Genomic DNA, 23585 nt, shown 5'->3' with positions numbered 1-23585 from the left:
GTCTGCAGGGAGCCTGCGGCACGGTGCCCACGCTAGACCCGGCGTCCGGCAGCAGCCACTCAGGACCCCATGCCGGACGTTCTCGACCGCCCCGTCCAGGATCGTTCTGCTTCGCGGCGTTCCGGCAGACCACCGGAGACACCGGCTTCCGGGTGGGTGGGAACGTCCGGCCGGGTGGGGGCCGTTAGGCTTGGGCGTGCTGGCGGGCAGTCGGATACGGCGCCCGCGCGGCTGCCCGGGTCTCCCCATCGAAGGACGGCAACAGAGTGTCTTTCTTCACCATCGGCCACCGCGGTGTCATGGCCGCCGAGCCGGAGAACACCTTGCGTTCCTTTCTGCGGGCCGAGCGCGAGGGACTGGACGGCATCGAACTGGACCTGCATCTGAGCAGGGACGGCGAGTTGGTCGTCATGCACGACGAAACCCTGGACCGTACGACGGACGGCTCGGGTCGGATCGCCGACCAGGAGCTGAGCGGGCTCAAGCAGCTCGATGCCGGTCTCGGCGAGCGGATCCCCACGTTCGGGGAGGTGCTGGACGCCGTCGGGCCGACGCTGCCGATCCAGGCGGAGATCAAGGACGTGGCCGCTGCCCGGTCGCTGGCCAAGGTGCTCGCCGACCGTGACCTGCTGGACCGTGTCTCGGTGCTGTCCTTCCACGACGCCGCGCTGATCGAGATCCACAACCTGCTGCCGCGGGCCCGCACCGTGCTGGTGGCGGGCGCCAGCGCGCACCGTGACACCTTCGTCGGCCGCGCTCAGGAGGTCGGTTCCCGTCTGGTCAGCGTGGACCTGCGCCAGCTGAACCAGGCCATCGTGGACAAGTGCGGTGCGGCCGGCATCGACGTGATGGCCTGGACGGTCAACGACGAGCGGGACTTGGCGCTGGCCCGGGCGCTCGGTCTGGTGGGCTGTGTGACCGACCAGCCTGGCATGAAGCGGCTCGTGGAGGCCACGGCCTGACCCTCCGGGCCGGAACGGGTCGTCGGGCTGTCGGCGACGCCGCCGGGCTTCTTGGTGAAGCTGCCGGTGGCCGCCGGCTCCGCGCTGCTGCCTTCGCTGTCGGCGCTGTCTGATGTGATGACCACCGTGCCGTCACCGCCGGCGTCGGCCGCGGCGATGCGGTGCTGGTGGTCGGTATCGAGGCCGTGGGCACCCGCCAGGCCCTCGACACCGTGCTCGGCGCGGTCCTGGACGACGGCACCGTCAGCCGCCTGGGCGGCCCCCACCACGAGTCCCCTGAAGGGGCTGGCGCCGGCGTCGTCAGCCCGCGTCCTGGCTCCGGTCCATCTGGTCCTGCCGGGCGGGGGCCGCGAGGGCGGCGTCCGGGGTGGGGAAGAGCGGGAGCAACGTGTCCAGGCCGAGGAACTTCCACACCTGCTGGTGGTGGGCGTTGAAGGCCGCGAGGCGCAGGGTGCCGGTGCGGGCGTCGAGCATGCGCCACAGCGCCAGGAACATGCTGACGCCCGACGAGTCGAGGTATTCGACGCGGGACCCGTCCAGGACCAGGGTGGTGCAGCCCTGCCGGATCAGGTCCTCGCACTGGGCACCGATGAGTGAGGCGGTGTCGTAGTCGATCTCCTCCGGCAATTGTGCGACTGTCGTGTCCTCGCCCCGCATCCGCACGGTGAGCATGGGTGACGTGCTCCCAACTTGGCCATTCGCCTGGTACCGCCCTGTGTGGGCACTGCCGTACGCCTACCCGTCGTTCGGGCCGGCGTGCCTGCTGGCGACGACTCGGCTGTCCGTGGGCAGAGTACAGGGACGCCTTCGGAAGCCGGGGCGGGATACCCGGATCACTCGGGCAGCGCGGTGTGGAGACGTATCGTGGTGCCCTCGTGCGGTGTGGACCTGATCTCCACGAGGTCGCAGAGCTGCTGGACCAGCCACAGGCCGCGTCCGCCCGCCTGCCGGGGGTCCGGCCTCCTCCGTCCGGCCAGGGGGTCGTCGATGTAGCCGGCGTCGCGGAACTCGCACACGAGCCGACGGTCCTCGCTCCATGTGCGCAGCACGCCGTGTCCGCCGCCGTGGCGGATGCTGTTGGTCGCGACCTCCGTGGCGGCGAGGTGCAGTTCGCGCAGGCGCCGGCCCGTCAGGCCGTGCTCTTCGGCGCAGGCGGTGATCTTCTCGCGCACGGAGGACAGCTCGCCCTGGGTGTAGGAGAACTCGTCGTACGGATCACAGGCGCCGGTGAGTGGGGTGAAGCGGTACGGCGCCTGCGGGTCGTACGTCTCGGACTGGATGGTCCGGCCGTTCTCGCGCACCTCGGGATGGCAGCGGGCCATCTGCGCCAGCCCGCCGTCGTCCTGCGCGACGTCGTAGGGACACAGCAGCCACCAGGCCGGGCCCTGGGCGAACGCCTTGTTGAGAAGCCACTCGTGGTAGCGCAGTTCCTGGGCCTCGGCCTGGCCCCGGACCGCGTCCCAGGGCGATTCGCCGATCCCCCGGACGGGCCGCCCTTCCGAGACGTGCTCCTGGAGCCACTCCTGCCAGGCGGCGATCAGCCTGCCCGGATGGTGCGCCACCCGGCTGGTGTCGACGTAGCGCACGGCGTCGTCCTCGATCTCGGCCCGCAGCAGGGAAGCCTTGTCCTGCGGGACGGCCACGACGACGGCCTCGCCCCCGTCGAGCGCGTCCCGGATGAAACGTGCCGTGCCCTCGACGAACTCGTCCTTGCCGGAGTACGGGTACAGCTCGTGCCGGTATTCGGAACCGGCCACGGCGGGGGCGGGCGCGGAGAAGGTCGTCATGGCGCCATCACCACCGGAACGTCGGGGAAGGCGAAGCCGGACAGCTCCCAGGCGAGCCGCACGGTGTCGTTGGCGCCTTCCAGGACGATCTTGCGGTCCGGAAGGTGCCTCGCGGCGTCGGCCAGGGCACTCATCCCGGACGCGTCGAAGAACTCCAGGGCGTGGCAGAACAGGCGCACCGTGTCCGTCTGGGCCAGGAGGGCGCACAGGACGGCACGGAAGGCGTCCGCGCCGTCGCCGTCGACGATCCCGGTCACCGCCCAGCCTTCCTTCCTCGCCCGGAACACCCGGAACGCGGGAGATACCGGACTGCCCAGCCGGTGGGGATGCACGCACCCGAGTCGCTGGAGAGCGGGAAGGTCCCAGTCGGCGGCGTGGTAGGCGCAGACCACCAGGGCTCCGGTGTCGGCGGCGAACTCCTCCAGGTCGAGTTCGCTGCGCAGCAGTTCGTCGGTCCGCGCCGCGCGGCTGCCGGGAGCGACGTGACGCAGCACCCGGAGCGAACGGAACCCCTGCCGGTCGGCGGTGGCCGCCTCGCGGCGGACCGCGGCCAGGAGGGAACCGCCCAGCCGGGCGGGATCGAGCACGAGCCGCGCGAACTCGCTGTCGGCCTGGAGCATGGGACCGACGATCACCACCTTGTCGCCGTACAGCTCTCCGTCCGCGACGAAGGCCCGGCTGCGGTCGATGACGTCGTCAGCGGGGTCCAGTACCTGACAGACGTGATCACCCGTGTCGACCTCGTCCAGGGTCGTCAGAGTGCGCGGCGCTCTCACTACCCCTCCCTCGTTTGCTGCCACCACTCTACTGACTGCGCTTCCGGCACGGCGCCTGCCCTGTGCGGTGTGCTTCCGCTCCGATCCGTCCGGACGTCCCTCGCGGCAGCGGGTCCCGCGGCGGTCACGGACCGCCGGGAGCGAGGTGCCCGGCTGACGGGGATGCCCCCGTCCGGTGTTCCGGACGGTGTACCCGGGCGGACGCGGGGCGCCTTCGGCGGCGAGCGGACGAGCGCTGGACACAGCACGGTGGAGTGGGCGGAGCACCCGACGGCCGCGCGACCAACTGGGGGGTTCGCGCATCCGTTCCCACCGCCCACGCGGAAGCAGTCCCTACGGAGACGACGGACACAGACACGACGGAGGAAACCGGGATGCGTCCTACCCACGCGAAGGACCACCGTGCGGCCTCACCGCCGCGGCCGGTCGCGACGACGGCCGTGGCGGCGCCCGCCCACGGGCCGGTGGCCGGCGACGGCGCGGGGCGGGACGGGACCGAGGCGTGCCCGGCGGCGGCCGGACCGCTTCCGGCCGGGCCCGAGGAGGTGCGCCGGATCGACGCCGACGTGCCCGGCGCCGTCGACCGGGTGCTCGACCAGGCACTGGCGGAGCGCCTGCGCCGCGCACGGCTGGCGGATCCGCTGTTCGCGCAGGACGTGGCCGAACGGGTGACGCGCTTCACTCTGGAGGGTGGTAAACGCACACGCGCTCAGCTGGTGTGGTGGGCCGCGCGGGCCTGCGCCGGCCGGGACGCCGCCACGGCGGGCAGGGCCCTGCGGATCGGCGGCGCCCTGGAGCTGCTCCAGACGTGCGCGCTCGTCCACGACGACGTGATGGACCGGGCCGCGCTGCGACGGGGCCGGCCCACGCTGCACACGGACCTCACGGCCGGGCACGAGGACCGGGTGGGGCCCGAGCGGGCCCGGCGGTTCGGGCAGTCGGCGGCGGTTCTCGCCGGGGACCTGGCGCTGGCCTGGGCCGACGACCTGGTGGCGGAGATCCCGCTGGCGGCGTGGACGGGGGTGGTGGTGCGGCGGCTGTGGAGCGACATGCGCACGGAGATGGTGGCCGGCCAGTACCTGGACCTGCACGGGCAGATCACCGCGTCACGGTCCCTGGCCCGCGTGCTGCGCGCCGCCCTGCTGAAGAGCGCCTTGTACTCGGTCGAGCGGCCCCTCGCCCTGGGAGCCGCCGTGGCGGGCGCGGACGACGGGACGCTGCGCCGGCTGTGCGACGCCGGGCGCTGTGCCGGCATGGCGTTCCAGCTGCGCGACGACCTGGACGACGTCTTCGGCGACCCGCTGGAGACCGGCAAGGCGTGCGGCGGTGACATCCGGGAGGGCAAGCCCACCTATCTGGTCGCGGTCGCCCGCGCGCGGGCCGAGGCCGCCGGTGACGGCGCCGCCCTCGCCGTACTGGACCGGCGGCTCGGTGACGCGGCCCTCACCGGGGCCGGCCTGGACGAGGTGCGGGAGGTGCTCGTCGCGACGGGTGCGCGCGCCACCGTGGAGACCAAGGTCGACCGGCTGGCCGCGCAGGGGCTGCGGCACTTCGACCGCGCCCTGCTCGATCCGGAGGGCGCGGCGCCGTTGCGCGCGCTGCTGCTCGCCACGGCCGGGGCACGGCCGGGCGGGGACGCCGCCGTACGGCCGCGGTCCTGGCAGGGCCCGTACGCCCCCCATCCCCGCGGCGCGGGGAGCGGCCGATGACCCGCACCCTGCCCGGGCGCACCGACCACGTGGTGGTCGTCGGCGCCGGACTCGCCGGACTGTCGGCGGCGTTGCACCTGCTGGGCGCCGGACGCCGGGTCACCGTCGTCGAGCGCGAGGGGCTGCCCGGCGGCCGGGCCGGACGCCTCGACCTCGGGGGCTACCGGGTCGACACCGGGCCCACCGTGCTGACCATGCCCGACCTCGCCGACGAGGCGTTCGCCGCCGTCGGGGACAGTCTGTACGAGCGGGTCGAGCTGGTCCCCCTGCACCCGGCGTACCGGGCCTGCTTCGCGGACGGCAGCGGCCTGGACGTGCACACCGGCGCCGAGGCGATGGCGGCGGAGGTGGAGCGCTTCGCCGGCCCCGGTGAGGCGGCGGGCTACCGGCGGCTGCGCGACTGGCTCGAACGGCTGTACCGGGCGCAGATGCGCCGGTTCATCGACGCCAACTTCGACTCCCCGCTCGGCCTGCTCACCCCCGATCTCGCCCGGCTGGCCGCCCTCGGCGGTTTCGGTCGCCTGGACGCACGGATCGGCCGGTTCCTGAGCGACGAGCGGCTGCGCCGGGTGTTCTCCTTCCAGGCGCTGTACGCGGGTGTGCCCCCGGCCCGCGCGCTGGCCGCGTACGCGGTCATCGCCTACATGGACACCGTCGCGGGCGTGTACTTCCCCCGGGGCGGCATGCACGCCCTGCCGCGGGCGATGGCGGACGCGGCCGCGGCGGCGGGCGCCGACCTGCGGTACGGGCAGCGGGTGACCCGCCTGGAGCGGTCCGGCGAGCGCGTCACGGCCGTCGTCACCGACGCGGGCCGCATCCCGTGCGACGCGGTCGTCCTCACCCCGGACCTGCCCGTCGCCTACCGGCTGCTCGGGCGCCGGCCGCGCCGGCCGGTGCGGCTGCGCCACTCGCCCTCGGCGGTCGTGCTGCACGTCGGCACGGACCGCACCTGGCCCCGCCTCGCCCACCACACGATCATGTTCGGCGCGGCGTGGCACACCACGTTCGACGAACTCACCCGCGCCGGACGGCTGATGAGCGACCCGTCGCTGCTCGTCACCCGCCCCACGGCCACCGATCCGGGTCTCGCGCCGCCGGGCCGCCACCTGCACTACATCCTCGCCCCCTGCCCCAACACCGACATCGGCCCGGACGCGGCGGCCTGGTCCGACCTCGGTCCGCGCTACCGGGACGCGCTGCTGCGGGAACTCGGGCGGCGCGGCCTGGAGGGCGTCGCGGACGCCGTCGAGGAGGAGTGCCTGGTCACCCCGGCCGACTGGCAGGCCCAGGGGCATGCCGCCGGAACCCCCTTCTCGGCCGCGCACACCTTCGCGCAGACCGGGCCGTTCCGGCCGCGGAACCTGGTGCGCGGCACGGAGAACGCCGTCCTCGCCGGCTGCGGCACCACACCCGGCGTCGGCGTGCCCACGGTGCTGCTGTCGGGGAAGCTGGCCGCGGCCCGCGTCACGGGGGTGCCCGGGCGCGCCGACACCCGCGGCAACACCCGTCCGCACCCGTCGCGCCCCGCCGCGAGCGCCGCCGTCCCCGACCGGCAGGGCGCCCGGGCCCCCGCCGGCTCCCCCGGCCCGTCGGGCTCCCCCGGCCCGTCCGTGTCCCGGTCCGGCGCGCGGGCGCCCGCCGGTTCCCCGAGGGTGTCCCCGTCCCCGTCCGGCGGAGCGGAACCGGCGGCCGAACCGCGCGTGTGCGACACACCTCCCGGCCGGGCCGCCGGCACGCAGGGACCGCCGTCGTCCCCACCGCGTCCGCCTGCTGCCGCGGCACAGTCCGGTACACCACAGAGCCCCCCGGCCGCCCCTGCTGCCCCCACGACCGAAGGCGGGACCCGATGACCGATCGAGAGCTGGACGCGGCGGGGATCACCGATCCGGCGCTGCGCGCGGCCTACCGGCACTGCCGCGCCCTCAACGCGCGGCACGGCAGGACCTACTTCCTCGCCACGCGGCTGCTGCCCGTCGAGCGGCGGCCGGCCGTGCACGCCCTGTACGGCTTCGCCCGCTGGGCCGACGACATCGTCGACTCCCTCGGCACCGGCGCCGGAGCCGACGCGCGGGCGGCGGCGCTGACCCGGCTCCAGGAGGAACTGGAGGAGGGGCTGCGGCGGGGCGGCGGCGGGGAGCCCGTGGTGCGGGCCCTCGCCGACACCGCCCGCCGGTACGCCATCGACCACGTCCACTTCCGCGACTTCATGACCGCGATGCGCTCCGACCTGACCGTGACCGCCTACCCCACCTACGCGGACCTGTGCGCGTACATGCACGGCTCGGCCGCGGTGATCGGGCTCCAGATGCTGCCGGTGCTGGGCACGGTGGTGCCGCGGGAGGAGGCCGAGCCGTACGCCGCGGCGCTCGGCGTCGCCTTCCAGTTGAGCAACTTCCTGCGGGACGTCGGCGAGGACCTGGACCGCGGGCGCGTCTACGTGCCCGCCGACCTGCTCGCCGGTCACGGCGTCGACCGGGAGCTGCTGGTCCGCAGCCGCGCGTCGGGCCGCCCCGACCGCCGGATCACGGCCGCGCTCAGGGAGTTCGAGGCGCTGACCCGCGGGGTGTACCGGGCGGCGATGCCGGGCGTCGAACTGCTCGAACCGGTGTCCCGGCCCTGCATCCGCACCGCGGCCGTCCTGTACGGCGGCATCCTGGACGCCGTCGCGCGCGACGGCTGGGCCGTGCTGCACCGGCGGTCGGTGGTGCCGCGACGGCGCAGGGCGGTCGTCGCCGCCGACGGGCTGGTCCGGGTTGCGGCGGCCCGGCTGCGCATGCGGGCCGGCGGCGGACACCGGCCGCCCGAGCGCGCCCGCGACCTGCCCGCGGCCGTGTTCCCGGCGACGGCGGCCGTCCGCCCCGCCGAGGAGGTCGCGTGAGCCGCCGTCGTCCGCTGCTGTCGCTGCGTCGCCGTGCCGTGCCGTGGGAGCGGCAGCGGCCCACCTGGCGCGAGGCGCGGCCCGGGGTGATCGCCGGGGCGCTGAAGCGGGCGCAGGCCCGTCCGTCCGGGAACTGGTTCGTGCTCGGCGCCTCCCGCGCCCTGCGCGGCGACGGCAAGCTGGCGCGGACCGTGGCGGGGCAGGAGGTCGTGGTGTGGCGAGGGCCTGACGGGCGCCTGGTGGGCGGGCCGGGCGTCTGCCCGCACCTGGGGGCGCCGTTGCGGGACAGCCCGGTGCGCTGCGGCACCCTGGTGTGCCACTGGCACGGACTGGCGCTGGACGGCCGCCCGTACGCGGGCTGGGCGCCGCTGCCGGTGCACGACGACGGGGTGCTGGTGTGGGCCCGCCTGGACGAGATGGGCGGTGAGGAGCCGCTGGACGCGCCGGTCGTACCGCGGCGGCCGGGGCTGCCGGGCGCTGTGGACACCGTCTGCACCGTCGTGGGTGTCTGCGAGCCCGAGGACGTGGTGGCCAACCGGCTCGATCCGTGGCACGGAGGCTGGTTCCACCCGTACTCGTTCGTCGACCTGACGGTGGTCGACGCGCCCGGAGACCGGGCCGGTGCGGCGGACGACGGGCCGGACGCGCTGACGGTCGACGTGTCCTTCAAGGTGGCGGGCCGCCTGGTCGTGCCGGTGCGCGCCGTGTTCACCGCCCCCGAACCGCGCACGGTCGTCATGCACATCACCGAGGGCGACGGCGCGGGTTCCGTCGTGGAGACCCATGCCACGCCGCTGGGCGCGGACGAGGCCGGGCGGCCCCGCACCGCCGTGATCGAGGCGGTGGTCGCCGCCTCGGACCGTCCGGGTTTCGCCGCCGTCCGCCGGGCCGCGCCCTTGCTGCGGCCCTTGGTGCGTGCGGCGGCGGGGCGGTTGTGGCGGGACGACCTGGCGTATGCCGAGCGGCGCTGGCAGCTGCGGTCCACCGGCCGGTTCCCGGGCTGAGGGGCGCGCGGGCGGCTTCCCCGGCCGTCCTCGTACCCGCGCTCACCGGTCGAGGGCGGCACGGCGGATCGCCCTGCGCTGGCTCGCGGTGGTGGCGCCCCAGACGCCGTCGGTCTCGCCGTGGCGGACCGCCCAGTCACGGCAGGGCAGCAGCACCGGGCAGCGCAGGCACACCGCGCGGGCACGCGCCGTCGCGAGGTCCGTCTCCACCAGCGGGAAGAACAGCTCGGGATCCTCGCCGACGCACAACGCCCGGACGCGCCAGTCGGGTTCGGGGGTCCGGAACACGGGTGAGGGGGTCATCTCGTGCCTCCACGGGCCGATCAGGGCATCGGTGTCAACGCGGCAGGAAAGCCGCGGTCCCGGCAGAGGTGGACGTCATGCTAATCGCACTCGGCCACGGAAGGCCATACCCGACTTTCGGGATATACCGGTCCGTCGCCCGCGCCCACAGCCACGCCCGAACGGAGGATCGTCGGCGGCGCGCCGCGTCCGGCGCCCGCCGACCGGGCGGAACCGTCCGAGAGTGGCCTCACTGGGTTCCGGTGCCGGTGAGGCACCGCGAGGCCCGGTGCCGGACCCGGCCAGGCACCGGTCGCGGCGCCCGGCACAGGAACTCCGCGCAGGCACCGCACGGCAGGCACCCAGCCACGACCCGGAAGGCTCCGCCGCGATGACCACCCCGCACTGGATCTTCGGCGACCAGCTCGGTCCCCATTTCCTCACGCCCGCCGGTGAGGACGGCCCCGACCGCGGGGCGCCCCTGGTGATGATCGAGGCCCGGTCGGTCTTCCGGCGGCGCCGCTTCCACCGCGCCAAGGCGCACCTGGTGCTCTCCGCGATGCGGCACCGCGCGGCGGAACTGGGCGGGCGGGTGACGTACGTGCGGGCCGAAACCTACCGCGAGGGCCTGCGCCGGGCGGTCGGCGGCGGGCCGGTCACGGTGTGCCACCCCACCTCCTACGCGGCGCTCCGGCTGGTGCGCTCGCTGCCGCGGGTGCGGGTGCTGCCCGCCCGGGGCTTCCTGGTGTCCCGCGAGGAGTTCGCCGCCTGGGCCGAGGGGCGCGGAGGGCGACGGCTGCTCCAGGAGGACTTCTACCACTGGGTGCGCCGGCAGCACGACCTGCTGATGGAGGGCGGTCACCCGGCGGGCGGCCGGTTCAACCACGACCACGCCAACCGCGAGCCCCCGCCGAGCGGGACCCGGGCACTGGACGTGCCGGGCCCGTTCGAGCCGAAGGAGGACGACATCGACGCCGGGGTGCGCGACGACCTCGACCGGTGGGAGCGCGAGGACGGGGTGCGGTTCGTCGGCCGGGACGGGCCCCGCCGCTTCCCCGCCACCCGGCGGGAGGCGCTGTCGGCCCTGCGCCGTTTCGTGGCGCACCGGCTGGCGTCCTTCGGGCCGTACGAGGACGCGATGCTCGCCGGTGATCCGGTGATGAGCCACAGCCTGCTGTCGTCCTCGCTGAACCTCGGACTGCTGCACCCGGCGGAGTGCGTGGAGCGGGCCGAGCGGGCGTGGCGGGAGGGCGCGGTCCCGGTGAACAGCGCGGAGGGCTTCGTCCGGCAGGTGGCGGGCTGGCGGGAGTACGTGTGGCAGCTGTACTGGCACTTCGGCGAGGACTACCGGCACGGCAACGCGCTCGGGCACACCGCGGAACTGCCCGAGTACTTCGCCGAGCTGGACGCGGACGCGCTCACCGCGCGCTGCCTGGCCACCGTGCTGGCCCAGGTGCGCGACAGCGGGTGGACGCACCACATCCCACGGCTGATGGTGCTGGGCAGCCACGCACTGCAGCGGGGCTGGGACCCGGCCGCGGTGACCGACTGGTTCCACCGCTGTTTCGTCGACGGCTACGACTGGGTGATGGTGCCGAACGTGGTGGGCATGTCCCAGTACGCGGATGGCGGCCGGATGACCACCAAGCCGTACACGTCGGGCGGCGCCTACATCCACCGCATGAGCGACCTGTGCGACGGCTGCGCCTACCGGCCCACCGAGCGCACCGGCCCGCGCGCGTGCCCCTTCACCGCCGGGTACTGGGCCTTCCTGCACCGGCACCGGCGGCTGTTGTCCGGCAACGCCCGCGTGCGACGCGCGGTACAGGGTCTGGACCGTCTCCGCGACCTGGAAGAGGTGCTGCGGCAGGAGCGGCGGCGCGCGGCGGGCACGCCGTGAAGGAGCCGGGGGCGTCGCGGACGGACCGGCGGCGTGCGCCCCGCCGGGGCGGCCGGCGAGCGGGGGGGGGGACGGAGAGGTGTGCGTCGGTTCACCCGGCGGCGCAGAGCGCGCGCAGCACCTCCACCGCCTGTGCGAGCCCGGCCGGTCTGATGCCGGCGACGGGCTGGCCCCGGCTCCAGCCGGGACCGCCGAGCACCACCGCCGGGCCGCGCCGCGTCCCCTTCATCCCCCAGCGCAGCCCGGCCACGTGCCGGGCCAGGGCCGGGGCCGCCCGCGTACTCTCCTGGGCCCACAGCACGACGGCGGCCGGGCCGAGCCGGCGCACCGCCGCGTCCAGGGCCTCGTGCGGAACGGCGGCTCCCAGCATGCGCACCGGCAGCCCCTCCTGACCGAGCGCCGCGTGCAGCGCCTCCAGGGGCAGCGTGTGCTGCTCACCGGGGACGCAGGCCAGCAGGACGCAGCCGGCCCCGGGGGACGCGACGGGGGCGGCGGGCGGCGTGCTGCGGCGCAGCACGGTGGAGACGTGCCAGGCGAGCAGGTGCTCCACCTCCACGTACCGGTCGTCGGAGGAGGCCCAGCGGCGTCCCACGGCGTGCAGGGTGGGCACCATCACCTCCTGCCAGGCGACGACGAGGCCGTGGCGTTCGACGGCGGCGGCGAGCTGTGTCTCGAGCGCGGGTGCGTCCAGCCGTACGGCGGCGCGGGCGAGACCGCGGCACTCCTGGCGGACATCGCCGAGGGGCAGCGCGCCGGCGGCCCGTGATCGCCCGGGGGGCGCCGACGGCGCGGAAGCGGTGGCGGTCGCGGCCTCGGCGGGCGGGCCGGCACAGGCCGTACGGGCGGCGCGGGCCGCGTCGGCCGGCGGAACGCCCGTCGCCGTCAGCCGGCACATCTCCTCGACCGTGGCCACGTCCGCCGCCGTCCAGCGGCGGTGGCCGCCCTCGGTGCGCGCGGTCGGTCCGATGCCGTAGCGGCGGTCCCACGAGCGCAGGGTCATGGGCGACACACCGAGGCGCCGGGCCAGCACACCGGTGGTCAGGCCGGCATCGCCCGGTACGGCGGGCGGTTCGGGGGGAGGCGGTGCGGCGGGGTTCACGGTGGTCAAGTGTCCCTGTTCTCCTGGTGTCCGCGCGCCGGAAGTCGCGCGGACGAGACCGGCGACGAGCCGGCCCGCGGGGGCCGCCCCTCGCGGCCCGTGTTCCACGTCCCGCGCACCGCCCGTTCAGCGGGCTCGTTCCGGCGCCTCCCCGACCAGGCTCCGGCCCAGGCGCAGCAGGCCGCGCCGGGCGTGGCTCTTGACCGTACCCAGTGGCCAGCCGGTGACGTGGGCGATCTGCGTCTGCGTCAGGTCACCGTAGAACGTCAGGCACAGCACCCGCCGCTGGGCCTCGGGAAGGCGGCGCAGCTCCCGGGTGACGTCCACGCGGTTCAGGACGTCGTCCTGCGCGTACGACGGCTCCGGTGTGCGGTCCGGCTCGCGTGCCGCCGCCGCGGCGGCGTCCGTGCGCCGGGTGCGGGCGGACAGGGCGTCGGCGATCTTGCGGCGGGTGATCCCCACGAGCCAGGCGGGCAGCGGACCACGGCCCGGACGGTATCCGTGGCGCCCGCGCCAGGCGGCGAGGAACACCGTCTGGGTGACGTCCTCGGCTTCCGCGCCGTCGCCCAGCGACTGCCGCGCCAGCGACAGGACGAGGGGGGCCCATCGGCGGTAGACCGCCTCCATGACGGCCTCGTCCCCGGCCGCGAATCGGTAGGCCAGGTCGTCTTCCGGGGACGCCGCGGGCACGGGTACGGACATGGCCACGGTCATGGCTACGGGCGTGTGCCCGGCTTCGGTCACAGCAAGTGCCGTCATGTCGCCTGCTCCTTTTGCGGCCTGTTCCGAGTGGCTTGACGCCTCACGGCCACGGTCCGTCCGGGAGCACTGCGGGGGCAACTCGCATCGGGTCTGCATCGTATTGTCACAGTCCGCCGGGGCGCCTCGCGGCGCGGGCGCGTCGGGCCTGCGCCCGGGTGCCGACGGTTCGTCCAGGAGCCCCGTGGAGGGAACTCGCACGGGGGTCCGCATCCCCGCCGGTGGTGATGAGTCGGTACCGAGGGCGACCAGGAAGGCGAATCCGTACAGCGGCACCGCTCGGCGTGTTCGACGGTCCGCCGGTTGCGGGGTCGGGTCAGGGGGTCAGCTCGACTGCGCGGGACCGCTCGGGCGAGGTGCGCAGGATGCCGGCCGCCGCGGCAGCCGATGCGCAGAACAGGGCGAGGAGCAGGAAGGTGTGGTTGAGGGCCACGACGTGGGTCATCCAGCCGATGACAGCAGGTCCCGCGAGCATGCCGATGTAACCGAGTCCGGCGACCCGGGACACGTTGGTGCCCGCAGCCGTGGGGTCGGCGTGTCCGGCGGCGCTGAACAGCTGTGGGATGCAGCCGGACAGGCCCAGACCGAACAGCGCCCAGCCGGCCAGCGCCGCCCAGACCCACGGCGAGAGGGCCACGACCGTGATGCCGACGGCGGCCAGGGCCGAGCCGTACCGCAGGACGGCGACCGGCCCGAACCGCGCGGATATCCGGTCCGCCAGGAGCCTGCCGATGGTCATCGTCGCCGCATACGTCCCATAAGCGAAGGCTGCGGTGCTCTCGGGCGCGCCCAGAACGGTCTTGAGGTGCAGGACGCTCCAGTCGTTGGCGGCTCCCTCGCACAGCATGATCAGCAGAGCCAGAACGGCCAGGAGCCAGATCCGGGCGGGAACGGACCGCTTCCTCTCCCCGGGCTCCCCCTGCGCATCGGTCACGGGGGCGGCCGGCTCGGCGGGCAGCAGGCCGCGAGCCGACGCCAGGGCGGTGATGACGCCGACTCCCGCGGCGGCGCCCAGCGTCGTCGCCGGGTCCCATCCGATGCCTACGGCCACGGCGCCGGCGAGTGCGGCCAGGACGCCGCCGACGGAGAACGTGGCGTGGAAAGCCGACATGACCGGCCGTTCGTACGCCTTCTCCACCTGTACGGCGTGCGCGTTCATGCTCACATCGAGGGTGCCGTTGCCGAATCCGAAGACCAGCAGGGCTGCTCCGAGGGCCCACGGCTCCCGGGCGAGGCCGGGCAGCACCAGGGTCACACTGCACAGCACCCCGGCCGCCGGAACGACGGTGCGCGTGCCGAGCCGGTCGGACAGGCGCCCGCCGACCTGCATGCCGGCGAAGGCCCCTGCCCCCAGCAACACGAGGAACCCGCCCAGGGCGGCGTGACTGATGCCCACGCGTTCCTCGACGGCCGGGATCTGCACCACCCACATGCCCAGCAACGTGCCATTGAGGACGAAGTAGACAAACGTCACAACGCGCGAGACGCGCAGCGTTCTTTCCATGCGAGCACCCTAAACGAACACGAGTTATGTTTGAAGCATCACTTTCCGAACGTCTCACTTGTTTGATGTGAGTGGTGTTGAATCACGGTATGAGCACCGTGGAACGTCATCGACTGATCGCCCAGGCCGTCCAGGAGGCAGGAACGGTCACGGTCGCCGAACTGGCCGACCTGACGGGCGCCTCGGACATGACCATCCGCCGGGATCTGGACCAGTTGGCCGCGCAAGGCGTCCTCGAACGGTTCCGTGGCGGGGCGCGCACGCTCCTCCTGCGCGGGGACGAGCCGCCCTTCGCGCTGCGCACGCATGAAGCCGTCGACGCCAAACGCCGGATCGCGGCAGAGGTGGCCTCGCTCATCACCGACGGTGAGACCGTCCTGCTGGACAGCGGCACGACCTGTCTGGAAGTCGCGCGCCTGCTGCGCGGCCGGCAGGTCACCGTGATGCCCCTGTCACTGCAGGCGATCGGCGTCCTCGGTGACGCCCCCGAACCGACCGCACTCCTCGTGCCCGGGGGCCGGCCTCGCGCCGGTGAAGGGGCCCTCACCGGGCCCCTCACCCTCGCCTCCCTCTCGGCGTTGCGGTTCGACACCGCCGTCCTGGGCTGCTGCGGTCTGACCGCCGGGGACGGCATGACCGCCTACGACCTCGACGAGGCAGCGGTGAAGAAGGCGGTCATCACGTCGGCACGCCGCGTCATCGCCGCCGCCGACGGCGGCAAACTCGGCCGCACCGCACGCGCCTACGTCGGCCCCGCCAGCCTGGTCGACGTCCTCGTCACCGACACCACCGCGCCCGCCGGCGAGACCGCGGCACTCGAGAACAACGGCACCACTGTGAAGATCGTCTGACACCGCCGGAACCTGACTGGCCGGCCCGTCTCCCCCGCGCTCGGCGGACGAGCCGGTCAGCGCGTCGCGCGGTAGCGGAGGTAGACGAGTTTCGGGCCGATGGTACGGGTCTCGACGAGTTCGAGATCCACCCGGCGCTCGCGCCGGGGGAAGAACGGGATGCCACCACCGACCAGGACCGGGTGGACCCTGGCACGGTACTCGTCGATCAAACCCAACGAGGCGGCCTCGGCGGCGAGAGTCGCGCCGCCGATCGCGATGTCACCCTCTCCCGGCTCGGCCCGCAACCGCTCGATCTCCTCCGCCAGGCCGCCGGAGGCCAGGCGGGCGTTGCCCTGCACCGCCGGCAGCGTGGTGGAGAACACCACCTTGGGGAGCGCCTTCCAGAGCGCGGCGAACTCCAGCGTGGAGAAATCGAGCGAAGGGTTCTGATCCACGCTCTCCCAGTACAGCATCGTCTCGTACAGCCGTCGTCCCAGCACGTGGACGCCGGCCTCTCGCACCTCGTCGGTGGCGAAGCGGAAGACCTCCTCGTCGGGCGCCGTCCAGTCGAAGCGGCCGTCCGGCCCGACGATGTAGCCGTCGAGGGAGACGCTCATCGAGTAGGTCACGCTGCGCATGGGAGTCCTCCTTGACGACGGGTTCGACAGTAGGACTGCCGGACACGCCGGGACTCATCGCGACGCGCAGGATCCTCTGGGCCGAGTCACCGTGGCTTCATCGGCGTGAGTCACTCCGAAGGGCACAGCATGTTGAGACGTCGTCACGTCTGGGCACGGTGTGCGGTGTTGCCCGAGGGCACGCGAGAGTGGCCGTCGGCCTCCCTCACCGGCCGGTCTCCTGGAACAGCGCGAGCTGGTCCTTGACCCAGGGGTCGAACACCGCGAGCCGCTGCCTGGCCGACGGGTAGAAGGTCGCCAGCTGGTCCTCGATCCACTGGTCCGTGGGCTGCCGGGCGGCAGGATGGCGGTCGGCGGAGCTCTGGGCGCAACCGGACACGGCGACGGCCGGACGGGGCTCGGGTGCCTGGGCCGTGTTCGCCGTCGCGGGACCGCTGCCGATCGCCATGGCGCCCGCGGCGAGCATCGTGGAAGCGCCTACTATCGCGATCCGTCCAGTCATCTGCATGATCTTCTCCTTCTTGCCGGGCCGCGTTCCCCTGTCCCTCAGGGCGAGACAGCGCGTGACGCGTGTTCCAGCGGTGGTGCGGTCGCGGGAGCGCCCCTACCCGTTCCTCCTGCCGTACACACATCCACGGATTTTTCAGGCATCGGAGTTCTGTCCGTATTCCTGACCGTTCGTACAGGCTGCTCACCCTGCGCGAGGCTGCTGCCGGAGGGCCGGCGTCAGGCGGCCAGGGTCTGCGTCGCCTTCGTGGGCGCGGTGCGATTCGCCCGCAGCCGTTCCAGAAGAACGTCGGCGGCGGCGAGGGCTTCGTCCACCGACTGGGTGCCGGTCATGACGCACAGCGTGTAGGTGGTGTCCTCAAGCTCCCGGCTGGAGCGACCGGTGGGGTGCAGGTCATGGCGAAAGCGGGCGTCGGCAAAGCGGGCCAGTACCGCGCGTAGTTCCTTCTCCGCAGGCAGCAACACAGCGACATCCTCCTCGCAGGGCGGGCCGCTCCGCAGGGCCCGCGACGTCCGTGAGCGCGCACCCGCCGGGCGGCGGGGCCGAGAGCGGTGGGTGCGTGCTTCAGGGAGTCGTGTGCCCCGGCTTGATCACCGTATGCATTGCTCCTGCCGCGTTCGGTTGGGGCCTCTCGTCCCGGCGGAGAGCCTGATCCCGGCTCCGTCCGTGCCGCGCTGTGTCACTCGTCCGGGTGAAGCTCGTCGTACACCAGGTCCACGAGCCCCTGGGCCTCGGGCGTACGGGGGTCGGGGGAGACCTCGTAGTACCCGCCCAGGGTCGTGATCACGTCCTTGTGGGAGTCGTCGTACGTGGTGCCGACGCTCTGCCACCACCAGATCCTGCTCCGGATCTCGTCCTTCGTCAGCGGGCCGTCCAAGGTGATGTCCTTGCCCTGGATCTTCGCCGTGATCCTCGCCGAGTCCGCGCCGGTAGCCATGCGGCTCCTCTCCTCTCCTGCGAGCGGACGCCTCAGCCGCTCTGTGTCGATCACAACAGCGGCTACCCCGCCGAAGGCCCGTGCCACGGTTCGAACCGGACAACCACCGGGTCGACCTCGAACACCGGGTGGCCGGGCCATGGACGCCTGCCGTCGCTGGGAGCCGAGCGCCTTCCCGCAATGTACGCAGGAACGCGTCAGGGGCCCGGCCGATGCCGGGCCCCCGTCTTCCGTAGCGGGTCAGGAGTCGAACCTGCGGCCTCTGGGTCATGCGCCCAGCCGGCTACCGAGCTGCTCCACCCGGCGTGGGTGGTGCAGCTCCGCACAGGGCACCGCAGGTCAGGTGAGGGACGTCAGCCGCGGACGATGTTCTCGGCCTGGGGGCCCTTCTGGCCCTGGGTGACGTCGAACGTGACCGTCTCGCCCTCGACCAGCTCGCGGTAGCCGTTGCCGGAGATGTTGGAGTAGTGGGCGAAAACGTCCGGTCCGCCGCCGTCCTGGGCGATGAAACCGAAACCCTTTTCGGAGTTGAACCACTTCACGGTGCCGCTGGCCATACTGCGTCCTTCGATCTTGCCGGGGGTGCCGGCCGGAGTAAGTAGCGGCATCTCCCCCTGCGGGGAGATGCCATCGTCCGTTCTACCCCGACCGGGGCCCTGTCATTCGATCATTCGTCCATGAGTCGGATACGGTCCGATCGAGTGGACCACGTCGGCCCGGATCCGGTGGCCCGGACGGCCGCATCCGGACGCGTCCCGCGATCCCGGCACCCGGGTGAACGGTGTCGAGCAGGCCGCCGTCGTCCCGGTGGTCTCCCCCGTACCACCGGGACCCCGCATGTCGCCCCGCACAGCGCCTCACGCGCGCCCGGGACGTCATCGGCCGGACGGGTGAGCGTCCCGTGGGCGTGCGGGGCGCGGCGGGTCGTGCGGTCTTTCGAACGTGCTCGTAGCGCGAACCCACGCCGTCCTGCCGCCCGGCATGGGGCATGGGCCCGGCGCAGCGCCACGGCTTCGGCGGCTGCGGCTTCGCTGCGGCTGGACCGCGGCACCGTAACCGGGCCTGCTGCCTCAAGTCCCGCTCGGCGGTGCCAAGATGGCCGTGTCGCGGCGAAAGGAGAGCATCGGTGGTCTGGCCGGCCGGCTCGCCCCGTGCCACCGGCAGGCACTCCCCGCGCCGCTGCCCCCGCTCCTTGAAACGGCCAGGCTCGCCGCCCGTCCACCCCACAGGCCCACGGCACCGTTTCGCCTACTGTCCAGTAAGGAATCACGGCATGACCATCCCGCGCGCCTTCCCCCTGGCCCCCACCTCAATCCATGTGTCCGACGAGGTGCTCGACGACCTGCGCGCCCGTCTCGCGCTGACCCGTCCGCCGCTGGACGAGGGGAACGAGGACTGGTCCTACGGCGTCCCGGCCGGCTGTCTCCGTGAGCTGGTCGCCTACTGGCGGGAGGGCTACGACTGGCGGAAGGCGGAGGCCGCCATCAACGTCCAGGAGCACTACCAGGTGAGCGTCGCCGGTGTCCCGGTGCACTTCATGCGCAAGCCCGGCCGCGGTCCCCGCCCGATCCCGTTGATCCTCACCCACGGCTGGCCGTGGACGTTCTGGCACTGGTCGAAGGTGATCGACCCGCTCGCCGATCCGGCCGCGTTCGGCGGTGACCCCGCCGACGCGTTCGACGTCATCGTGCCGTCCCTGCCCGGCTTCGGTTTCCCCGGCCCGCTCACCGATTTCCCGGACGTCAACTTCTGGAAGGTCGCCGACCTCTGGCACACCCTGATGACCGAGACCCTGGGGTACGGGAAGTACGCCGCCGGGGGCTGCGACATCGGCGGCCTCGTCTCCAGCCAGCTCGGCCACAAGTACGCCGACGAGCTGTACGGCATCCACATCGGTTCCGGTCTGCCGCTCGACTTCTTCAACGGCCCCCGCGCATGGGACTTCGCACGGAACCGCCCCCTCGGCGACGACCAGCCCGCCGACGTCCGCGCCCGCATCATCGAGCAGGACCACCGCTGGGCGTCCCACCTCGCCGTGCACATGCTCGACGGCGCCACCCTGGCCCACGGGCTGAGCGACTCACCCGCCGGACTGCTCGCCTGGCTGCTGGAGCGCTGGAACGCCTGGAGCGACAACGCCGGCGACCTCGAATCCGTCTTCACCAGGGACGACCTGCTCACCCACGCCACCATCTTCTGGGTGAACAACTCCATCGCCACGTCGATGCGTTACTACGCCAACGCCAACCGCTACCCGTGGGCCCCCGCCCACGACCGCACCCCGGTCGTGCAGGCACCGGTCGGCCTCACCTTCGTCACGTTCGAGAACCCGCCCGGCATCCGCACCGCCGACGAGCGCGTCCGGGCGTTCAAGACCGGCCCACAGGCCGATTGGTTCAACCACGTCAACGTCAACGCCCACGACCACGGAGGCCACTTCATCCCCTGGGAGAACCCCGACGCCTGGGTGAGCGACCTGCGCCGCACCTTCCACGGCCGCAGGCCCTGAAGACGGGTCGCCGGGTCTCCGGTGTTTCGAAGATCTTGCAGAAGAGCGCCGACATGCGGCCGGACAAGTGCGCGCTTAGGGTGGCAAAAAGTCAAATCCCACAACGACTCGGGCGGGGGCGAGGAGGCGGAGCGCGATGGCGAGAATACTCTTCATGGTGAGCGGGGCGACGTACTGGATACTCAAGGACGGCACCAGATACGCGACCGGCTACTGGGCTGAAGAGTTCGCCCTGCCGTACAAGAAGATCACGGAAGCCGGCCATGAGGTCGTGGTGGCCACACCCGGTGGCGTGACCCCCAACGTCGACATGATGAGCCTGCGCCCCTCCATGGCGGGCGGTGAGGAAGGCGCTCTCGAACTGGAGGCCATCATCCGGTCCGCGGAGGTGATGCGTCGGCCCCTGAAGCTGTCGGACGTCCGTCTCGAGGACTACGACGCGGTGTACCTGCCCGGCGGTCACGGCCCGATGGCGGACTTGTCGGTCGACGCCGACGCCGGCCGGCTGCTGACGGCACAACTCGCCTCGGGCAAGCCGCTCGCGATCGTGTGCCACGCCCCCGCCGCGATCCTCGCCACCAGGATTCACGGCGAGTCGCCCTTCAAGGGGTACAGGATCACGTGTTTCACCGACGAGGAGGAGGAGGGTGTCGGGCTCGCGTCCCGGGCACCGTGGCTGCTGGAGACCGAGTTGAAGGAGAAGGTCGGCGTCGACTTCAGCCGCGGCCCGATCTGGGAGCCGTACATGGTGGAGGACCGCAACCTCATCACCGGCCAGAACCCTCATTCCGCGGCGATTCTGGCAGATCGGCTGCTTGAGCTCCTGAAGTGAGATGAATGCCGCTTGTCGGAGCCGGCGTTCCCTAGGCCCGTCGGCGGCCGGGGGCCGTCGTCGGGCGCCGGACGAGGTCACCCGGTGCCGGTACGTGGTGCGGGAAGCCGACGCGGAGAACCAGGGCGGCGAGCGCCGCGGCGAGGACGACTGCGGAGGCCAGGATCAGGGCCTGGTGGTAGCCGTGGTGCAGCAAGGGCCTGGCGATCAGCGGGCCCAGGATCTGACCGATCGAGTATCCGGCGGTCAACAGGGCCACGGCGCGGGGGAACTGCAGATGCGCGCCGGTCGCGAGGGCCAGCGTGCTCACACCGATGAAGGTCGAGCCGAAGAGCACGGCGGAGATCAGCGCGGACGCCACCCCGCCGACCAGTGCGGGCAAGGCGATGCCCACGGCCTGCACACCGAGCGCGGCCAGCAGCAGGTCCGGGCGGGACCAGCGGCGTCCCAGACCGGCCCACACCGCGGAGGAGGGAACGGCTGCCAGGCCCACCAGCACCCAGGCGCCGCTGCCGATCCAGCCGGGCGAGGCCTGCTCGATGGCCGCGACCAGGAACGTGCCCGCGATGATGTACCCGATCCCCTCCAGTGTGTAGGAGGCGAACAGGGTGTTGAACCAGCGCTTCGTGCCGGGTCCGTCGCTCCCGGTGTGCGTGTGCGCCGCGGACGAGGTGGGCTGGGGCGCCGGCTCGGGTCGTAGGCCCCACGCGGCGAGGGCGAGTGCCGCGGCCAGAGCGGCCGAGGCCCACCACGCCACCCGCCAGGTGCCGACCGTGCGCAGCACCAGCACGAGCAGGCCCGACAGGGCGATCCCGGCGCCGACTCCGCCGAACGCCCAACCCGGCAGATGGGCCGGGTGATCGCGCAGATGGCTGAGCAGGGAACTCGCGGCGATGACGAAGATCAGTGCGCTGAAGGCCCCGGCGGCCAGCCTGAGCAGCAGCCACGGGGTGGTGGAGTGGGCCAGCGGCATCGCGGCCAGAGAGGCGGTCAGTCCCAGGAGGCTGCCGCGTAGCACGGCCGCGGAGCGCACCAGCCGCGGCAGCAAGGTTCCGGCAAGCGCCCCGGCCAGGTACCCCACGTAGTTGGCGGTGGCCAGGTTCGCCCCTGCCTCGGCCGACAGTCCCGCCTGTGCGTGCATCAGCGGCAGGATCGGGGTGTAGACGAAGCGTCCCACTCCCATGCCGGCCGCCAGGGCGGCGGCGGCCTGTGCGATGTGGGCCCAGGGTGAGCGGATCGCCTCCCCCCCGACTCGGGCCCGGTGGGGTGACGGCGTCTTGGTCATGCGGTCTTCCTCGGGATGCTCGACGGTCCAGTCGTGGATCACGTACTCGGGGCCCCTTCGTCCGGGCCGGCCTGCGGCGGTCGCGAGAGCCCGCCGCGTGGGCCGGCCGAGGGGTGGATTCGAGGCGGTGGCCGGCAGCCTCGTCAGCAGGGCCAGGTGTGCTGTCCGATGTCCACGGCCCCAGCTTGCCCCCGCCATGGGCGCGGGCTCCAGGACCGGTGTCCTCCCTGCTGGGAGCCTCAGCCTCCTGCGGCGCTCGAGCACCCGGCACACGTGCCACCAACCTCCCGGGACAGCACACCTGGGGCGCCGTACCCGCCCGGCCCTCGACGGTCCGTCCCGGCCGCTTCCCGCCGGCCCCGGGCGTGGCTCAGTACCGGGCGCCGACGGGGGCCGGGATGCTGTCGAGCTCGGCGAGGTCGGCCGCGGACAGCCGGACGTCCGCACCGCCCGCGTTCTCTGCGAGGTACTTCGGTGTCTTGGTGCCGGGGATCGGGACGACATGCTCGCCCTGGGCGACGAGCCAGGCCAGCGCGACCTGCGCGGGGGCCGCGCCGACGCGGTCGGCGACCTCGCGGACCTTGGTGGCGATGGCGAGGTTGGCCCGCAGGTTGTCCTGCTGGAACCGGGGCAGTCGCCGCCGCTGGTCGTTCTCCGGCAGTTCGTCGAAGGAGCTGAACCGGCCGAGGAGGAAGCCGCGGCCCAGCGGCGAGTACGGCAGCAGGCCGATGCCCTGTGCCTCGCAGTAGGGCAGGACCTCCGCTTGGACGTCGCGGGTCCACAGGGAGAACTCGGACTGCACGGTGGTGACCGGGTGGATGGTCTGGGCGCGCCTGATCTGCTCGACGCTCACTTCGGACAGGCCGATGTGACGCGCCTTGCCGGCCGTGACCGCCTCCGCCAGGGCGCCCCAGGTCTCCTCGAGCGGTACGGCGGGGTCGACGCGGTGGAGCTGGTAGAGGTCGACGTGGTCGGTGCCCAGGCGGCGCAGGCTGGCGTCGATGGCGGCACGGACGTGCTCGGGCCGGCCGTTGGGCCTGACCAGTGGGGCGCCGCCGGGGCCGCCGATGGGGTCGATGCACTCCAAACCGACCTTCGTGGCGATCACGGCCTGATCGCGTCGGCCGGCCAGGGCCCGGCCGACGAGTTCCTCGTTGGTGTAAGGACCGTAGACGTCGGCGGTGTCGATCAAGGTCATGCCCAGGTCGAGGGCCTGGTGGATGACGGAGACGGAGGTGGCTTCATCCCGGGCTGTGGCCATGTCGTAGGCGAAACTCATGCCCATCGCGCCCAGGCCGATGATGCCGACCGCGGGTCCGTGGGTGCCCAGGGTGGTGGTACGCACGCTGATCTCTGCCTTCGGTAAGGGGATCGGTGAAGAAC

At 73.2% G+C, this 23585-nt stretch carries 23 protein-coding genes and 1 pseudogene; 10 read left to right on the top strand and 14 right to left on the bottom strand.

Annotated elements, in window-relative coordinates:
• Positions 1-266: 266 nt before the first annotated feature.
• Both ACZ5DC_RS20925 and ACZ5DC_RS20920 read left to right on the top strand, forming a co-directional pair.
• Positions 267-962: a glycerophosphodiester phosphodiesterase gene (locus ACZ5DC_RS20925; protein WP_468654717.1), complete on the top strand. Its 696-nt coding sequence runs from the start codon at positions 267-269 to the stop codon at positions 960-962.
• Positions 963-1007: 45 nt separating this feature from the next.
• Positions 1008-1300, top strand: a pseudogene (locus ACZ5DC_RS20920) (IMP dehydrogenase); the annotation flags it as partial.
• Here the strand turns inward: ACZ5DC_RS20920 and ACZ5DC_RS20915 are convergent.
• From ACZ5DC_RS20915 to ACZ5DC_RS20905, 3 genes are all read right to left on the bottom strand, one after another.
• Positions 1263-1634: an STAS domain-containing protein gene (locus ACZ5DC_RS20915; RefSeq protein ID WP_468654715.1), complete on the bottom strand. Its 372-nt coding sequence runs from the start codon at positions 1632-1634 to the stop codon at positions 1263-1265. The pseudogene ACZ5DC_RS20920 and the gene ACZ5DC_RS20915 overlap by 38 nt on opposite strands.
• A gap of 161 nt (positions 1635-1795) precedes the next feature.
• Positions 1796-2749 (bottom strand): anti-sigma factor RsbA family regulatory protein, encoded by a 954-nt coding sequence (locus tag ACZ5DC_RS20910; protein ID WP_468654713.1) that lies wholly within the window; start codon positions 2747-2749, stop codon positions 1796-1798.
• Positions 2746-3525, bottom strand: coding sequence for an MEDS domain-containing protein (locus tag ACZ5DC_RS20905; protein WP_468654711.1), 780 nt, complete (start codon positions 3523-3525; stop codon positions 2746-2748). Before ACZ5DC_RS20905 ends, ACZ5DC_RS20910 begins: the two co-directional genes overlap by 4 nt.
• Positions 3526-3899: 374 nt before the next feature.
• Between ACZ5DC_RS20905 and ACZ5DC_RS20900 the strand changes: the two genes are divergently transcribed.
• The 4 genes from ACZ5DC_RS20900 to ACZ5DC_RS20885 are packed head-to-tail and all read left to right on the top strand — an operon-like array spanning position 3900 to position 9116.
• Positions 3900-5234 (top strand): polyprenyl synthetase family protein, encoded by a 1335-nt coding sequence (locus tag ACZ5DC_RS20900; protein ID WP_468654709.1) that lies wholly within the window; start codon positions 3900-3902, stop codon positions 5232-5234.
• A complete protein-coding gene (locus tag ACZ5DC_RS20895) occupies positions 5231-7084 on the top strand; it encodes a phytoene desaturase (protein ID WP_468654707.1) in 1854 nt (617 codons plus the stop codon). Before ACZ5DC_RS20900 ends, ACZ5DC_RS20895 begins: the two co-directional genes overlap by 4 nt.
• Positions 7081-8112: a phytoene/squalene synthase family protein gene (locus ACZ5DC_RS20890; protein ID WP_468654705.1), complete on the top strand. Its 1032-nt coding sequence runs from the start codon at positions 7081-7083 to the stop codon at positions 8110-8112. The genes ACZ5DC_RS20895 and ACZ5DC_RS20890 overlap by 4 nt, the downstream gene beginning before the upstream one ends.
• Positions 8109-9116 carry a DUF5914 domain-containing protein gene (locus ACZ5DC_RS20885; RefSeq protein ID WP_468654703.1) on the top strand — a complete coding sequence of 336 codons (1008 nt, stop codon included), beginning with the start codon at positions 8109-8111 and terminating at the stop codon, positions 9114-9116. Before ACZ5DC_RS20890 ends, ACZ5DC_RS20885 begins: the two co-directional genes overlap by 4 nt.
• Before the next feature lie 42 nt (positions 9117-9158).
• On the opposite strand, the gene ACZ5DC_RS20880 is transcribed toward ACZ5DC_RS20885, so the two are convergent.
• Complete coding sequence (locus ACZ5DC_RS20880) at positions 9159-9419, bottom strand: WhiB family transcriptional regulator (RefSeq protein WP_468654701.1); 261 nt, start codon at positions 9417-9419, stop codon at positions 9159-9161.
• A 370-nt stretch (positions 9420-9789) separates the two neighbouring features.
• Between ACZ5DC_RS20880 and ACZ5DC_RS20875 the strand changes: the two genes are divergently transcribed.
• The gene (locus ACZ5DC_RS20875) at positions 9790-11298 is read left to right on the top strand and encodes a cryptochrome/photolyase family protein (RefSeq protein ID WP_468654699.1); all 1509 of its coding nucleotides are present in this window, start codon (positions 9790-9792) and stop codon (positions 11296-11298) included.
• Positions 11299-11389: 91 nt separating this feature from the next.
• On the opposite strand, the gene ACZ5DC_RS20870 is transcribed toward ACZ5DC_RS20875, so the two are convergent.
• The 3 genes from ACZ5DC_RS20870 to ACZ5DC_RS20860 all read right to left on the bottom strand — a co-directional run bounded on the left by ACZ5DC_RS20870 (position 11390) and on the right by ACZ5DC_RS20860 (position 14660).
• Positions 11390-12298: a MerR family transcriptional regulator gene (locus ACZ5DC_RS20870; protein WP_468654892.1), complete on the bottom strand. Its 909-nt coding sequence runs from the start codon at positions 12296-12298 to the stop codon at positions 11390-11392.
• 225 nt (positions 12299-12523) lie between these two features.
• Positions 12524-13111: an RNA polymerase sigma factor gene (locus ACZ5DC_RS20865; protein WP_468654890.1), complete on the bottom strand. Its 588-nt coding sequence runs from the start codon at positions 13109-13111 to the stop codon at positions 12524-12526.
• A 361-nt stretch (positions 13112-13472) separates the two neighbouring features.
• The gene (locus ACZ5DC_RS20860) at positions 13473-14660 is read right to left on the bottom strand and encodes an MFS transporter (protein WP_468654697.1); all 1188 of its coding nucleotides are present in this window, start codon (positions 14658-14660) and stop codon (positions 13473-13475) included.
• Between the two features lie 89 nt (positions 14661-14749).
• Here ACZ5DC_RS20860 and ACZ5DC_RS20855 point away from each other — a divergent pair, with 89 nt between their 5' ends.
• Positions 14750-15511: a DeoR/GlpR family DNA-binding transcription regulator gene (locus tag ACZ5DC_RS20855; RefSeq protein WP_468654695.1), complete on the top strand. Its 762-nt coding sequence runs from the start codon at positions 14750-14752 to the stop codon at positions 15509-15511.
• A 56-nt stretch (positions 15512-15567) separates the two neighbouring features.
• Here the strand turns inward: ACZ5DC_RS20855 and ACZ5DC_RS20850 are convergent, their stop codons facing one another.
• The 5 genes from ACZ5DC_RS20850 to ACZ5DC_RS20830 all read right to left on the bottom strand — a co-directional run bounded on the left by ACZ5DC_RS20850 (position 15568) and on the right by ACZ5DC_RS20830 (position 18133).
• Entirely contained in the window at positions 15568-16131 is a 564-nt protein-coding gene (locus ACZ5DC_RS20850) for a dihydrofolate reductase family protein (protein ID WP_468654693.1), read from the bottom strand.
• Between the two features lie 205 nt (positions 16132-16336).
• Positions 16337-16639, bottom strand: coding sequence for a hypothetical protein (locus ACZ5DC_RS20845; protein ID WP_468654691.1), 303 nt, complete (start codon positions 16637-16639; stop codon positions 16337-16339).
• Positions 16640-16857: 218 nt separating this feature from the next.
• A complete protein-coding gene (locus tag ACZ5DC_RS20840) occupies positions 16858-17103 on the bottom strand; it encodes a DUF5133 domain-containing protein (RefSeq protein ID WP_468654689.1) in 246 nt (81 codons plus the stop codon).
• Positions 17104-17318: 215 nt separating this feature from the next.
• A complete protein-coding gene (locus tag ACZ5DC_RS20835; RefSeq protein WP_468654687.1) occupies positions 17319-17576 on the bottom strand; it encodes a hypothetical protein in 258 nt (85 codons plus the stop codon).
• Between the two features lie 353 nt (positions 17577-17929).
• Complete coding sequence (locus ACZ5DC_RS20830; RefSeq protein ID WP_014677112.1) at positions 17930-18133, bottom strand: cold-shock protein; 204 nt, start codon at positions 18131-18133, stop codon at positions 17930-17932.
• A gap of 716 nt (positions 18134-18849) precedes the next feature.
• On the opposite strand from ACZ5DC_RS20830, the gene ACZ5DC_RS20825 reads away from it, so the two are divergent.
• Together ACZ5DC_RS20825 and ACZ5DC_RS20820 are read left to right on the top strand one after the other, a co-directional pair.
• Positions 18850-20085 (top strand): epoxide hydrolase family protein, encoded by a 1236-nt coding sequence (locus ACZ5DC_RS20825; protein WP_468654685.1) that lies wholly within the window; start codon positions 18850-18852, stop codon positions 20083-20085.
• A 136-nt stretch (positions 20086-20221) separates the two neighbouring features.
• Positions 20222-20917, top strand: a complete 696-nt coding sequence (locus ACZ5DC_RS20820; protein WP_468654683.1) for a type 1 glutamine amidotransferase domain-containing protein — start codon at positions 20222-20224, stop codon at positions 20915-20917.
• Between the two features lie 31 nt (positions 20918-20948).
• On the opposite strand, the gene ACZ5DC_RS20815 is transcribed toward ACZ5DC_RS20820, so the two are convergent.
• Both ACZ5DC_RS20815 and ACZ5DC_RS20810 read right to left on the bottom strand, forming a co-directional pair.
• Complete coding sequence (locus tag ACZ5DC_RS20815; RefSeq protein ID WP_468654888.1) at positions 20949-22100, bottom strand: YbfB/YjiJ family MFS transporter; 1152 nt, start codon at positions 22098-22100, stop codon at positions 20949-20951.
• Positions 22101-22572: 472 nt separating this feature from the next.
• Positions 22573-23547 (bottom strand): aldo/keto reductase, encoded by a 975-nt coding sequence (locus ACZ5DC_RS20810; RefSeq protein WP_468654681.1) that lies wholly within the window; start codon positions 23545-23547, stop codon positions 22573-22575.
• Between the last annotated feature and the right edge of the window lie 38 nt (positions 23548-23585).

This window comes from Streptomyces sp. NPDC031445 (assembly GCF_055581365.1).
The sequence above is the reverse complement of the archived record's forward strand: the minus strand, read 5'-3'. Positions and strand labels throughout refer to the sequence as shown.